Source organism: Nostoc sp. DedQUE04, assembly GCF_034530995.1.
In the GTDB taxonomy this organism is placed as follows: domain Bacteria; phylum Cyanobacteriota; class Cyanobacteriia; order Cyanobacteriales; family Nostocaceae; genus Nostoc.
On the sequence record NZ_JAVRCA010000005.1, the window covers coordinates 79197 to 93939 of the forward strand.

The 14743-nt window shown below is 39.6% G+C and carries 12 protein-coding genes; 1 reads left to right on the plus strand and 11 read right to left on the minus strand.

All coding sequences use genetic code 11. The features are described 5' to 3' along the window. Positions 1-4: 4 nt before the first annotated feature. From RM049_RS05015 to RM049_RS05035, 5 genes are all read right to left on the minus strand, one after another. Positions 5-1261 (minus strand): EH signature domain-containing protein, encoded by a 1257-nt coding sequence (locus tag RM049_RS05015; protein WP_322703388.1) that lies wholly within the window; start codon positions 1259-1261, stop codon positions 5-7. Further along, entirely contained in the window at positions 1258-3648 is a 2391-nt protein-coding gene (locus RM049_RS05020) for a hypothetical protein (RefSeq protein ID WP_322703389.1), read from the minus strand. The genes RM049_RS05015 and RM049_RS05020 overlap by 4 nt, the downstream gene beginning before the upstream one ends. A 31-nt stretch (positions 3649-3679) precedes the next feature. After that, on the minus strand, positions 3680-4027 hold the full coding sequence (locus RM049_RS05025; RefSeq protein WP_322703390.1) for a hypothetical protein: 348 nt from the start codon (positions 4025-4027) through the stop codon (positions 3680-3682). Between the two features lie 668 nt (positions 4028-4695). Further along, the gene (locus tag RM049_RS05030; RefSeq protein ID WP_322703391.1) at positions 4696-5136 is read right to left on the minus strand and encodes a hypothetical protein; all 441 of its coding nucleotides are present in this window, start codon (positions 5134-5136) and stop codon (positions 4696-4698) included. Between the two features lie 67 nt (positions 5137-5203). Beyond that, positions 5204-5893 carry a hypothetical protein gene (locus RM049_RS05035; RefSeq protein WP_322683378.1) on the minus strand — a complete coding sequence of 230 codons (690 nt, stop codon included), beginning with the start codon at positions 5891-5893 and terminating at the stop codon, positions 5204-5206. Positions 5894-6344: 451 nt separating this feature from the next. On the opposite strand from RM049_RS05035, the gene RM049_RS05040 reads away from it, so the two are divergent. After that, positions 6345-7043, plus strand: a complete 699-nt coding sequence (locus RM049_RS05040) for a DUF305 domain-containing protein (RefSeq protein WP_322703392.1) — start codon at positions 6345-6347, stop codon at positions 7041-7043. A 29-nt stretch (positions 7044-7072) separates the two neighbouring features. On the opposite strand, the gene RM049_RS05045 is transcribed toward RM049_RS05040, so the two are convergent. From RM049_RS05045 to hpsL, 6 genes are all read right to left on the minus strand, one after another. After that, positions 7073-7657 carry a Uma2 family endonuclease gene (locus RM049_RS05045; protein WP_322687867.1) on the minus strand — a complete coding sequence of 195 codons (585 nt, stop codon included), beginning with the start codon at positions 7655-7657 and terminating at the stop codon, positions 7073-7075. Between the two features lie 116 nt (positions 7658-7773). Further along, complete coding sequence (locus RM049_RS05050) at positions 7774-8412, minus strand: peroxiredoxin (RefSeq protein WP_094348143.1); 639 nt, start codon at positions 8410-8412, stop codon at positions 7774-7776. 535 nt (positions 8413-8947) lie between these two features. Further along, positions 8948-10120 (minus strand): hormogonium polysaccharide biosynthesis glycosyltransferase HpsP, encoded by a 1173-nt coding sequence (gene hpsP, locus RM049_RS05055; RefSeq protein ID WP_322703473.1) that lies wholly within the window; start codon positions 10118-10120, stop codon positions 8948-8950. Positions 10121-10155: 35 nt separating this feature from the next. Continuing rightward, complete coding sequence (hpsO, locus tag RM049_RS05060; protein WP_322703393.1) at positions 10156-11394, minus strand: hormogonium polysaccharide biosynthesis glycosyltransferase HpsO; 1239 nt, start codon at positions 11392-11394, stop codon at positions 10156-10158. Between the two features lie 59 nt (positions 11395-11453). Beyond that, positions 11454-12434, minus strand: coding sequence for a hormogonium polysaccharide biosynthesis glycosyltransferase HpsN (gene hpsN, locus RM049_RS05065; protein WP_322703394.1), 981 nt, complete (start codon positions 12432-12434; stop codon positions 11454-11456). 270 nt (positions 12435-12704) lie between these two features. Beyond that, positions 12705-14360: a hormogonium polysaccharide biosynthesis protein HpsL gene (hpsL, locus tag RM049_RS05070; RefSeq protein WP_322670783.1), complete on the minus strand. Its 1656-nt coding sequence runs from the start codon at positions 14358-14360 to the stop codon at positions 12705-12707. Positions 14361-14743 lie beyond the last annotated feature (383 nt).

A 14743-nucleotide genomic window follows, 5' to 3' on the forward strand; every position in this document is an offset into this window, starting at 1 on the left:
AACATCACACATAGACTCGATGTTGCCGTTCCAAATATTCAATTTCTCTTTTCCACCGCCCAAGCCTGTTTTCTCGCTGTTGTAATTGATCTGCTGTCGGGTTTCTGTAAGGTTCAGTACATGGATTTGGGTTAATTCCCTTATTTGCAAGCCATTGGCGGCAAAAGAATTGCCAAAGAAATTCATGATCGTGCTTATCGCTACCCAGACAACGAATCCGCTTGACTGAAAGTGTGGATTCGCCAAAAAGGATTTGCTCATTTCTGGAATTTTTCGGAAACAGACGCGTCTCACTACCTCTTCCACGAAAAAATTCGACTACAAACCACTCACCAAAATCAAATATACAGACCTCTGTTGGGTCGCTACCATCATCCTCTAATAGATCAATATCACCTTGGATTTGATACCCTATGGCAATTTGTGATGTCTTTGGTAACAAAATGCGAAGCCGTTCAAAGCGGTTACTGTAATTAGCCCAAAAGTTTCTCCGACTACATAGCCTCTTTGACTCGTAGTCTTCTAAATTGAGCTTGTTCAATATTAGATTTACTAACTTTTGGAAATCACCATAATTAATACCTCCAATCCACTCTCGAAGTCTTTGCCTTGCCGGCTCTGAAAGTTTATACCAATTTTCACCATTTCTATAGTTTTTTCGCAACCAATCAACCAGTAATGAATGATTATTGGCTATATTATTGGAAACATTAGTAAGTAAATGATTAACAGCTTTTATTTGCTGACTATCTGACATTTCATCCAAACATAGTAACAGCCATTGTACCTGCTGATGATTGGGGGAAGTAATTGTAGTAAAATACGGAGTTATATCTTCTATGAATTGGCTAAATAATGGAATATAAGCAGGTAAAATGTTTTGGATGTTATTTAGCAATCCAGTTCGATTAACACGCTTTTCGCAAGCAATTTTCGCCAATTCTCGACCTGCTTGTGTACTGCGAAGCACCCGAATAATTTGAACTGGTAGCAGGTGACTAACTAAGCCAGAATTAGCAAAAACACCAAAAGATTCAGCTATAGACTGTGCTAACACCTGTTCTTGGCGATCGCCATAATAAAGAGCTAAACGCCACAATAGCTGATGCTGCAACCATAAATTAGAAATTGCTACGTTCCAAATGGCTGCTGATGTTTTCCCGGATCGGTCAATATTTTGCTGATCCCACTGTGTTTTAGCATGGATGCAATAAATCCAGTCCAACTTACTTACTCGATATTTCACCTCTGATAAAATCATCCATGATTGCTTCTACCATTAATAAATTGGTGGTTATCGAGTGCAGCACGCAGCACTTCTGCTGTCTGTAGTAAACGTCCGCAAACCCTAGACATAGAAGTATCTGCTTCTTGGAAAAAGCTTAACTGTGAATCAACACTCCTTTGCATAGAAACTTCAAGATGACTCTGCCAAGACTGAAGGCTAAGGTCAAATTTTTGATTCAAATTTATGTATGAATTGTCTACTTTTTGCACTTGCTGCCCAATACCGCTAGCAAGCTTTTCTAGTTGCATTAGTCGTTGTGTGTCGTGTAATCCAGCCGCAACAACTAATTTGTTAATTTGTTCGACAGACTCCTGAATTGTAGCCATACTTTTGTCTACTTCTTGAGTCAATTCACTACGTCTTTCAAATTCCTCTCTGAAGACTCGATCGAGATTGTTCACAACCTCAGATAATCCATTTCGTTGGTTACCTAGCGTCCCCTCAAGTAAGCTGTTTTGTTCTTCAAAGAACATTTGTAAATTCGCTTGATATTCTTGCCTGAATCTGGTTAGATCATCTTCTACTGTTTGACGAGTTGCTGTAAGTTTTGCGTCGATATTTCCTAAAGTAGCCAAAAGATTATCTTTCGCATCATTCATCAATCCAGAAGCTTGATTACCCACTATTTTTAGAGTATTAGTTTGTTCGTGAAAGGCTCTATTTGCTTGGGTGAGAATTTGGATAATTCCAGTCTGAGTAGCTTGAAGCATCTGTTTTTCTACTGCTGCGCGTTCTTGCAGTGCTGTTTGTAGTTCTTCTCGAATTCCCCGGAAGGTAGCAGCAGCTTGTACTGCACTTGTTTCAAAAGCACTTCGCTGGGCTGTCATTCCCTCGATACTGTGAACTACAGCTCGATTAATTTCGTGAGATATTTGTTGTATAACTCCTGTAGTCTCAGTTTGGAATTGACTCAAAGTTTGCCCCATATTATTAGCAAATCCTTGAAGCATATTCTGTTCTATTACTGCGCGTTCTTGTAGCGCTATTTGCAGTTCTTCTCGAATTCCTCGGAAAGTAGCAGCAGCTTGCACTGCACTTGTTTCAAAAGCACTTCGCTGGGCTGTCATTCCCTGAATACTCAGATTTACAGCTCGATTAATTTCATCGGCTGTTTGTTGTAAAACACCTCTTGTATCTGTTTTGAAGTGATTTAGAGTGTCTCCCAAATTGTTAGCAAATTTCTGGAGTTCTGCCAAAGTTTCTTGTTGAAAGTTCTGAATTGTTAAAATGGAACTTGCCAAACTTTCAGAGATACCACCAAGTTCTTTATGCAGTATCAGCACTGCTGTGGAAGCTTGCTCAGTTAACTTTGCACTTTTATCTAGTCGATCTGCAATCGGTTCGAGTACCTGAACTCGCATATCCTTGATGAGTTCTTCTAAAACTCTCTGTCCTTGATTTTCTTGGAGTTCTCGGAGTTGTTTCTGCTCTTTGAAAATTGCTTCTAAAGCTGGAAATATCTGCTGGCGCACGGCTAGGCCAATAGCTTGGGCTGACAACTGATTTAAACCTGCAAATTGTTCTGTAATACTCCTACCTACAGCTTGTCCAATGGCTTCTGCATTTAGCTGCTTTAGTCCGGTTAAGTTTTTTGCTACAAGACTAAGTGCTTCAGCTACTTCGCGGTTGGCATTTTGTTCTGCAATACTCTTACCTACGGCTTGACCGATGGCTTCAGCACTGGGTTGGTTTAACCCTGACAACTTATTTCCTACACGGATAAATGCTTCAACTAGATCGCTATTGCTATTATCTGTTGTTTTCAAAGTTGCGATCGCCTTTAATTTCTGACGCAAACTATCACGCCCTATCTGCCGTGCCGAATCACATATAAACAAAACTAAAGTGAATACACTACCAGAACCAAGTCCTATCAGGGAAGTGGAAAAAGCTGTTTTCATTCCTACCAGTAGCTCTTTACTGGCAGTCATCAGTTCGTTGGTATCTTTTGTAGATAAATTGATTCCTTGGAGTCCTTGTTGTATACCATAAAAGGTTCCTAAAAGCCCAATGGCAGTACACAAGGTTGTCACAAAACGCAGGGAACTTCGAGGTATTGGACGGGCTAAGACAGATGGATACTTTATCAGTATGTAATTACCATCTTGCTGTCTAAACCTACTAGAGTCATCGGTTCCTATATGGTCTTTTAACCATTTGCTAACTCCGTTTGAAAGCTTTACCTTTTTACCCTTTTTCAAATTACTCAAAAATTTAATAGAGGCTCTAGTTGTGCCACATTCTGAATGCCAATACTGCCCTAATGTGTAAAACTCGACAAGAATTGTGACTAATAATACAAAAGCAATTGCCCAATGAAAAGGTTCGTTATGCCAAATAATGCCCCAAACTTTTGCCATTTTGACGCTGCACCCCTCTTGTTTATTTTGGTTATATCTTTTTAAATTGCTCTAATTCTTTATCCGCAAGAACTTCTTGAGCTACCCGCATTGGGAGATGTTCTGCATCGAAGCGGTTTCCTATAGGTTTTCGGAGACGTAAGCTGTAAAGTGGCTCACCCTCAGACTTTTTGTCCTCAATTAAATAAACCTGTTCTGGTGCATAGCTTCGCAATAGACGCACCTGCAAACAGGTTTTTAAATCCCGCGAAGAAATAGATAGCGGTGAATCTTGTCCAAATAATTTACGAGCCACTTTCCAAGCGTGGTTAACCGCCACAATTTCGTTAACCAATTTTTCGACTGAGGGATACAATAGTTTTGCAGTTTCACTAATCAATGCTTTTGACCTACTTGCCTGAGCTTCAGTAGGTCTATAATTCCCAAAAGGGAAACTTATTTAACTTTTGTTGGTAAAGCTATATTTATAAAAGTAGTTTTTGATGCCAAACCACTCTTTAGACGTTGAAAAAGTGTAGTGGCGTGTCAAGGCTAAATATGTTGCAAAAAAATTGTAGGTTGGAGAGCCACTGCGCCCTTGCGGTTTCCCGCGTTGTAGCAAGTGGCGTTGGAGGCTTTGCGTAACTCAACATCCTGATATATGTTGGGTTGCGCTCCGCTCCACCCAACCTACTGGCGTGGCAAGGCTTTCAACGTTATTAACCAAAGTTTTAACCTGAGTAATCAATTGCTTTCACATTCATAAGACAATATTTAATCTTTGTAATAAATGCTTAAACCTTTCTTATACATACTGAAATGCGAGTAACAATTGCTTCAACATTTGTAATAAATGCTTAAATCTTTCTTATACAGGCTGGAACGCGAGTAACAATTGCTTCAACATCCATAAAAAACATCTAAGTTTATAATTATAAGCGTCCCCAGCCTTCGCTCATCCTACCTCGCCTCTGTACAAGATTTTTATCCAAAATTTACGTTGACGGACTAAATATGACAAATGTAAATAACGTCTGGAAGCAATTTACTACAATTTAATTCTAAATTTCACAAAATCTCTGTTAACTTTCCCACAAGAGTATTTGCTAAATCCAATAACCTGATGTCATTTGTATCAACACTATTTCCTTCACCAGCTAACAAGTGTATTACAGCAGATTGCCTGTCATTGGTTTGGGAATTTCTCCAAGATTCATCTAAGTTTACGGCAAAATCAAACAGCGATCGCTCTCCTAAATGCTCTCTTACTTTCACAGCTACACTATCGTTACTTACCAGAAATTCTTTAATAGTATCTAATTGAAAATTACCTAATATTTCATCATGTCCCCACGTTTCTAGCCAGTCTCCCTCCACATCTTCAACGTAAATATTCACAAAATCAACCCCATAAGTTAGCCAGTTTTGCTGCATTTGTCGCGCCGTCGCTAAAGCCTCAGCAAATGTATCTACTTGATTGTTGCAGTGAGTTTCTCTTTTATTAGGCATAAAAGCTGTAATTAGCACGTAAGTATATAGGCTAGACACAAATCTGAAATATGAAATTCCTGAAAAATCACGAAAATTTTAAATATTTGCCACCAGAAAGGTAATCACTGTTATACAGGGCCACGTTGACTAACTGGTTGACAAAATTAGCATCTTTGGGATTGTAACTTAAGAACAGCCCCCTCTCGATTTCCCACGATCGCAGTGTATTTTGCCAAGCTTCATACTTTTGGTGATTAAGTTCTTCACTAACACTGGTAACTTGAATGCACAGTGGTTGATTGTTACGACTAACAATTAAATCTGTTGCCATTGAAAGGTCGGCTATATAACGCTGCCAAAAACTACCTTCTCGCTGAACAATATCTTGGGCTATCGATCTAATGATATCATCATCAACCTGATTAAACTCGCCTGCCATTAATTTTTGTTTCCAAATATAAAACTTGGAGTCACTTGCATTGAACCATCTGGGAAATAAATAACCATACCAATATCTCTCAATCGGCGTCATCAGCTCGAACTTTGCTTTTTGTTCCTCTTCTGAAGGTAAGGATTTAATCATCAGCCAAATCGTGGAATCTGTAATCACCTCTAGCAGAAAGGCAATTACAAAGGGTTTTGCAGTTAGAGAACCTGGCTTGATGTCTTTTACCCAACGATTGATTTCTTCTAATCTTCTCGCTAGATTATGATCTATCGAGGAGGCTTGCTCGATAAGGGACTTTAACCGATCCTTAATTTCTGTTGCTTGCAAACGATGCCCTACTTTCAGAAGATTACACTTTTTTACACATTGATAACTAGATTTTAACTTGAAAATGTATTTAATTAATTTCCTCGTGTCATCATAATATTCTCTAGGTCGATGCCCTGTATACGTAAAGCCTCCCGTAGTCGAGCAATTTCTTGCTCTGCTTGTTTAGCGCGTTCTTCTGCCTCTTCGGCACGTAAACGTTCTTGTTCAAAATAACTTAGTTTTCTGAAATACCGTCAGTAATCGATTTTACAGTAGCAGGTTCAGACATTAGCGATCGCTCGTAAACCCGATAAATCTCCTATGTACCGAGTATAGGCATGAGCAACCAGTGCAATGAGAAACAAAATCCCTGGTTTTATAAAAATAAGTTGTCGGGAATCTTTAGATTTTATCTTAATTTCATTGGATTATTAGATCGTTAAAATTAGAAATATGTTAAGTAAGATTTATGCAACTGCTATTTTTAAGGAATGGCTTTTTAGCGTTAACTTTTGCTGCGATCGCTTCAACTGGTGGGTTAATTACAGGCTGTAACAATACTGCTTCCCAGAACCAAAGCCAAGCGCCAAAGGAAACCACCAGCAATGCTAATGACAAGCAGATGATGAATCACGGTGGTGGCATGATGAATCACAGTATGGGAATGGATTTAGGCCCAGGCGATGCTAATTTTGATTTACGATTTATCGACGCTATGATACCGCACCATCAAGGGGCTGTGGAAATGGCGAATGTTGCGCAACAGAAATCAAAACGTCCTGAAATCAAAAAGCTAGCAGACAATATCATCAAATCGCAAAACCAAGAAATCACTCAGATGAAGCAGTGGCGACAAACTTGGTATCCCAAAGCGGGAGATAAACCAATGGCTTACAACAGTCAAATGGGCCACATGATGGAAATGTCATCTGACCAAATGAAAACTATGATGATGAGTCAAGATTTAGGTGCAGCTGATGCGGAATTCGATCTGCGCTTTATCAATGCGATGATTCCTCACCATGAAGGGGCTGTAACAATGGCGCAAGATGCCTTAAGTAAGTCTAAGCGACCTGAAATCAAGAAATTAGCCCAAGAAATTGTTAAAGCCCAAGATATAGAAATTAAACAAATGCAACAGTGGCGAAAAGCTTGGTACAACAAGTAATATTATGTATTCTGTTCGATAAAATTTTCTCACCAAATTTTACTCATATTCAAAATAAACCCAGGCAATACCAACTCGCCGCTTACACTAGCAGGATTATCTAAACATTCTTCTGGCAATCCAGGACGATAAATATAAACTTTACGCTGCTTACGGTCAATTAACCAGCCTAACTGTATTCCTGGCTCATTCATATATTCCTCCATTTTTTCCTTTAAAGTCTGGAGGTTGTCGCTAGGAGATTTGAGTTCGACTACAAAATCTGGACAAATGGGAGCAAACTTTCGCTGCTGTTCTGGAGACAGAGCATTCCAGCGTTCTAGTTTAATCCAGGAAGCATCTGGAGAGCGTTCTGCACCTGTTGATAGCTTAAACCCAGTACTAGAGCTAAAAGTTATACCTGTACCATCTTGTTCTGACCAAACCCACAATTGCCCAAATATGTTACCTTCTCGATTTCCTGTCTCTGAACCAGTAGGAGGCATAATTACCAATTCTCCAAATTTATTGCGCTCAATGCGTAAGTCACGATTCACCTGACAGAATTCAAAAAATTGTTCGTCTGTCATTTGCATTGATGACGGAATTTGCAAAACCAAAGGAGATGAGAACATAAGGATTTCCTCCAGCTTCAGATACCTAGCCCAATGACTATATTCTCACGCAAAAAAACAAAGGCGCAAAATTATATCTTTGCGCCCTTGCTTTTTATCAGAAATCATTTTCAGATTTACTTGTTAGGCTGAGGAGTCATCCGCAGATAGGGTTTGATTTCTTCATAACCTTTGGGGAATTTCTGTTTGAGTACTTCTGGATCTTTCAGTGAAGGGACAATTACAACATCCTCTCCATCTTTCCAGTCAGCTGGTGTTGCCACGCTGTAATTATCAGTCAATTGCAGAGAATCAATTACCCGCAAAAGTTCATCAAAATTGCGTCCTGTGCTGGGAGGATAGGTGAAACTCAGGCGGAGTTTCTTATTGGGGTCAATCACGAAAACCGATCGCACTGTCACAGCCGCATTAGCATTGGGGTGGATCATGTCGTACAGATCGGCAACCTTGCGATCTGCATCTGCCAAAATCGGGTAGTTAAGAGTGGTGCTTTGAGTTTCTTCAATGTCTCCCACCCAGCCTTTATGGGATTCTACGTCATCAACGCTGAGTGCGATCGCTTTGACATTGCGCTTGTCAAATTCTGGTTTGAGCTTGGCAACTGTGCCAAGTTCTGTTGTACAAACAGGTGTAAAATCAGCAGGGTGAGAGAACAGCACAACCCAGCTGTCACCTGCCCATTGGTAAAAATCGATGTCGCCGTGTGTTGAAGCTTGCGTAAAGTTGGGTACTGTATCACCTAGACGGAGAGCCATGAGAGATTCCCTGTAGTTAGAAAAGCATATATATTCTAGTATGCCATCATGACATAAAACCCCTATTTCCCAATCGGACTTTAGCAGTTTGAAACAAAATTTTAGGTTGTCAGCGCTCTCAGATAAGGGACAAGAGAGAGATAAAAACTATTGACTAAAGTACACATATATGCTCTTAATTAATATGTTTTCCTTACAGGTTTTTCTTTATATAAAGAATTGCAAGTATCAGGGTAATAGCTGACTACAATCTATTGCAAGTCTAGGTTTATTGAGATGACAACATTTCCACATTATTGCAGAATTAAGGGAAACTTTATTGGCATAGATACAATATTTTGATGAGTTTCCAACCTGCTAAAATTTTAATTTTTATAACGCAAGTATTGCGAAAAAAAACTACAAATATATTTATTATTTTTGAATTATGAATTACTTATGATGATAGTAATATCTTTAGTGATTGGTGTTATTCTCAGCACAACTGCGAGTTTTATTTTTAGAGTTCCCTGGTTGATGCCGAGTTGGGTTAAATTCATTTGTTTGTAAGAATTTTTTGGTAGGCTTGGATTGTTTGCTTGGCGATCGCATCCCAGCTAAAATTTTCCAAGGCATACTTTTGGGCGTTTAATCCTCGTCGCTGGCGTTCTTGGGGATTTTCCAAAGCTTCTTGCAGTAACTCTACCAGTGCTTGCACATCTGTTGCGCTTACCCAACCCGACTCGCTATCACGTATCTGTTGACAAATATGCACTTGGTCAGAAATGACTACGGGTACACCTGCAACCATCGCTTCAGCTACAGCAATCCCAAAATTTTCGTAGTAGGAAGGTAAGACAAATAAATCAGCAGCTTGTAGTAAACTAACTTTGAGTTCACCAGAGACAAAGCCTGTAATTGTAGTGTGCGATCGCAATGGTGAATTTTGAATTTGGGATATTATCTTTTGTTCGTAATCTGGTTCTTGAGGATTAGTTCCAGCTAAAACAAAATGAAACTTATAACCAACTGCTAACAGCTTTTCTAGCGCCGGAATCAACAAATTTAACCCTTTTTTCGGGTCAATTCGTGACATAAACAGCACCAATGGTACATCCTTTGGTATTTCTAACTGACTATATACATTTTTAATAGAAGATTGACGAGGAATCACACCCAAGGGAATCACCAAATCTGGCGTAGATACTCCAAATCGTTCTGATATTTTAGCTTCTTGGTCGCTGGTAAAATGAATTGCAGCCGCACTAGCTAAATTTTGACGTTCTATAATTGCGACATAAAGCTGTTTTAATTGCTTTTTCTTCTGTAAATCAGCCGGATCGAGAGTACCCAAAGGACGGAAAATATAAGGTAGCTTTTGCTGACGACACACAAGAGCAGCAGCACTAATTATTGGCGAGAATAGAGCGTGAATATGTGCTATGTCAAACTCGTGAGCGTGACGTTTTAGCCAGTTTAATAAATCGAAGGAAAATTTGTAGCGACGAAACGGCGCACAACGAAAGTAAATTATTTCATAGCCATCTTGTTTAATTGAGCGATTTAAAGGAACATCCAGAGGTGTTTGACCATTATCGCCATTACTATCAGTTGTGAGAATTGTAACTTCTACTCCCTCTTTTACTAACGCCGGAGCTAATCCTAGTACCATTTGACTAGGGCCACCGTAAATTAGAGAAATTGAGGGAACAATTTGTAACACTTTCATTTTTTTGTAATTTGTCATTTGTCCTTGGTCATTTGTCATTTGTCATTTGTCCTTTGTGATTTGTCATTTGACTTTTGCCCTTTATTATTCACTAATGACCAATGACTAATGACTAACTCTTGATAAAACTCTAATTGCTGTTTAGCCAAAGCTTTGTTTGTATATTGAATCATTGCTTTTTGATAACCCATTTCACCGAGAGTATGAGCAAAATCTGGTTTATCCATTAATTGAACTAAGCAATTAGCAAGAGCTTGAACATCACCTTCAGGAAATACTAAGCCAGCATCGCCAATTACATAGGGAATTTCCCCAGAATCAGAACCAATTACAGGAACTTGGCAAGCCATTGCTTCAATTAGCACATGACCAAATTGCTCTTTCCAGCCAGCAGAAGTTAAGGTTTTAAACTTGTAAGTTGTTTCTGAAGGTAATACTAAAGTACTCATTAAATTGATATAACTTGCAACCTCATTATGAGGAACACTTTCTATCAAAATTAATCTATCTTTAATATTGTTTTCTGCCGCAATTTTCATTAATTCACTTTGCAACTCTCCTCGTCCCAATAATAGTAATTTCCAAGGTTTATTCTTCAAAGTGGCTAAGGCTTGTAAAAGCGTTAATAAACCCTTTTCTTGCACAAAGCGACCTACAAAACCTACTATAAAATCTTCTTTTTCAATGCCCAACTTAGCTGCTAAATCTGGTTGAACTTTGGGAGTAAATAAACTTTCATCTACACCCAGTTGTGGCATGACTTTAATTGCACCTGTATATCCCCGTTGCCGCAAAATTTCTGCTCCATCCTGATTGCCAGAAATAATCCCGTGGCTGTGGTTAAGGTTATATTTTTCTAATAGAGAAATTGGTAGTTTCAGTTCATAAGGAAGATTCCACCAAGTAAAAAATATATTTTTAGACTTGAGTCCTAATAGCTGATTTAAGGCAATCATTTGAGTATAAGCCAAGGCTCTAGAACCTTGTTCAACTTGGATGATTTGCGGGCGGAATTGTTTTAATAAAGATATCAAATCAGCGCCAAAGGTAAGAAGTCCCTGATGATTTTGACTAAAATTAGAAACTGGAACTATTTTAAATCTGCCTTCATCACGGTATTCAGTTTCAATAATTCTGTTTTGTACACCGCCTGGTTTCCAGCGTTTTGGGACTACAACTGTCACTTCAATGTCAGATTCTAGTTGAGATAAAGCGCGTAATTTTTCACAGTTGAGGTCTACGATATAAGTATGACTAGCAACTAAAATTCTCATTTTTCATTTATTCTTTGTTATTCACTAATGACCAATGACAAATGACAAATGACTAATAACTAAACTTGTTTATCCAATCGACTGTAAATTTGACCATCGTTCCATAATGATTGGATGACAGTACCCAAGGCTTTGAAAAAACCCAAAATGTAGAAAATACCGCGAGTGGCAATTTTGATGGGGGAACCGCTTTTGTGGCAAGGTGGGCGTCCGAGAACGTGACAGTCAAATAAACGACCATATAAACGCAAAGCTTGAGTCGCAGTCAGGTTTTTCAGCCCCAGTAAAAAATGATTGTGGTAAAAGGTGAGTTGATATTTTAGCGATCGCATACTAATATCGTGACAACCACCTGTTTCTTCGCCTAAATGCACCAAATGGGCTTCTGGGTCGTACCAAATCTTATACCCCGTCTGTCTTACCCGCAAACAAAAATCTGACTCTTCGCGCACTGCACTACCGCGAAACCTTTCATCAAACCTCAATCCATACTTGGTAAAGATTTCGCGGCGAAATGACATATTACAGCCCCTCGCTGTCAGCACTTGTTGGGGTTTGATGGTATGTACTAAATCAATATGATACCAAGCAATTCCTGGGTCCATAGCTTCGGGAGGCAAATATTCAATCTCTAAATCTCCTCTAGAATCACCTAATTTCATTCTGTCAAAAACCCGACCTGCTACAGCCCCCACCTCTGGATTTTGCACATAATTTTTCGCATGGGCTGCTAACAATCCAGGGGTTAACTGAACATCATCATCAATAAACAATATTATTTCACCAGATGCCCGCCGGACAGCATAATTCCGCGCCCCTGGCAAACTTGCCCAATCTAAGCGCAACCATTTAATTTTACCTGCCTTTGCCATCTCTTCTAGGTAGGCTTGAATTTCTGGTTGGTGTTTTGGAGTTTGGTCTACAATTAAAACTTCAAAATTTGGATAATCCTGTTTTAAGATATCCACAATGCTATCGCGTAGTGCTTCTTCTCGTCCGTAGGTTGCAATAACTACAGTAACTAATGGCCAATTATTCATAAATTTTATTAAGTAATTTTACTACCTATATAATAGCCTTGTAGAAATTAATTTTCATGAAATTCAGTAAGTGGCTATTGCTTTAATTTACATACTGTATTTTCACGGATTTTGGAAAACCTCACTTTCATTCCTCTCTCTGACTACGAAATTGCTTACCCATCAATAAGTATCATCGAAAAATAAGTGTATGGCGAGAATTTCGAGGTAGGTTTGAAATACTGAGGTATTTTTGACCTCCAATCATATCTTTGGCCATTTTTATTTCATTTAAATTGTTTTTAGACGTTTTTTCTTCTTTTTTTGATCGGGGTTGGCTTCTTCCTTATCTTGTTTCTCCAGTTCTGGTAACTTAAAAAGAACTCCCGCAAAAAACCAATAATAGGCCGCAACAGGATCGACATCCAGAGGATAGTAGTAAGTGTTGGTGCTAATAAACAATATAAACACCCACAAAGCTGCTCCGGAACTACGGAAATTACGGTTCTTTATGGAGCGATAGGTTTTAAAGCCCAAAATTGTTAAACTTGTTACCAAACCCAGAAACGATAGTAATCCAAAAATTCCTACTTCATAAAGTACTTTGGGGTAGTAAGTTTCCACAAGCTTAGTTTGGCCCATCACACGGGCAGAGTTTGTTGCTCGTCCTAAGCCGCTTCCCAATGGCCCGTCTACGTTTTTCCAATTTTCTTCAAATTGCTGGATGATAAAATCTTGAGGTGGTGAAGCGTTCCAACGACTGATAAAACTCTCGGTTCTCTCTTGTACGACAGCAGGGTTACTCACCATCGCAATTCCCAGAATGAAGGCAAGTCCCACGCCTATGGGGATAAATCGTTTCAGGTTGCCAAGTTGTCCGGTAAGCAATAGCAAAATCCCGAAACAGATTGGTACTAAAGCTAAGGCGATTCTCTGCCCAGAGATTACAGCATCGATAAAGACTCCCACTATAGAAGCTAAACCGATGATCCGCCATATTGGCGAGGGATCGGTGAAGCCGGTGGCAAAGGTAAAAAAGGTGCTAGAAATTAAAAACCATGCCCACTGCCAAGGAGCTACAAATGTCCCTGGTAGGCGAATAACCCCTTCTTCGGGACTATATACTAGCGCTCCACCAAAATAACATCGGGCTTCGAGTGTTGCTCTAAATAAGGCATCTCCTTCAAGACCTCTAGTACCCTGACATACACCAGTTAGTAGTAAAAAATATTGAATAAATCCCAGCGCGCAGCAAATCAGTGTAAGGACAATTTGGAGGCGCAATAAAAATAGAAAATCCCGCTTATCGCGAATTAGATAGTAGGCACAACCAATCAGAGGGACATAGCCTAAAAATACTTTTAGTCCCAGAATTCCCATACCTAATGGTATTTCTGGGGGTGCTTTTTCTAATAGTCCTGCACTAGGCGGGTTAAATTGCTGTCCACCATTAACAAACAACAGTGTTAGCAGACTGCAAGCCAAAACAATATAAAGTGGGATTTTAATGCCTTTGGGAATAATTATCGGTAGCCCCTGTCTACGACAAGTCTGCCAAAGTCCAATTAGCGCTGGAACGTAAAAGGCATCTTTAGCTAATTGGAGTATGGGACTATTGCCCAAGTAGTAGGTGACAGTACCTCCCACAGGTATGTAAATGATGAAGGCATATAGGGCTTGGCGTGGATATTTGTAGGAAAGGGACATGACTATTATCCCTAACACGCCAGGGACTGCTGCTTTAATTCCAGCTACGAAAAAAAGTAGAATGCCAACGAAGACACCGCCAAAAATGGCGGTGGTGAGTAAGCTAGTGAGTTCTTTACGTACTTGGGCAGATTTGCGCTTCTGGGCTAACTGTTCTTTGAGACTAAGGGTAGAAGTTTCCTTTTTAGCCTGCTTTTTTGATTTTTTAGATTGCTGAGATTTTGATTTAAATTTTGGCATAGTGGCACTGTAGCCTATCAGCCTCGCAAAAGACTCCATTATATAGGACTAATATTTGATTTTAAAATACACGTAGGGGCCAGTGCGTTGCGGAGGTTCCCGATGCTTGAGTACTTGCTCTAAGCGTTGGCGCAGCCTCTGGTAGAGAAGTCATGCCTTGGCGTACCCTTACAGGGAAGCAAGCTACTGACGTGGCAAGCTTAAAATAATGTGAGTTCGACAAGCCCTCTCCGTGTCGGAGAGGGGAGCCAAAACCTTAATTTCTCGTTGCTCCTCCCTTTCCCCGTGGGAGGAAGAGGTTCATCGAACTCACGTTAAAATAATGCATTAGACGTAGGTTGGGTGGAGCGGAGCGCAACCCAACATATATCAGGATGTTGGCT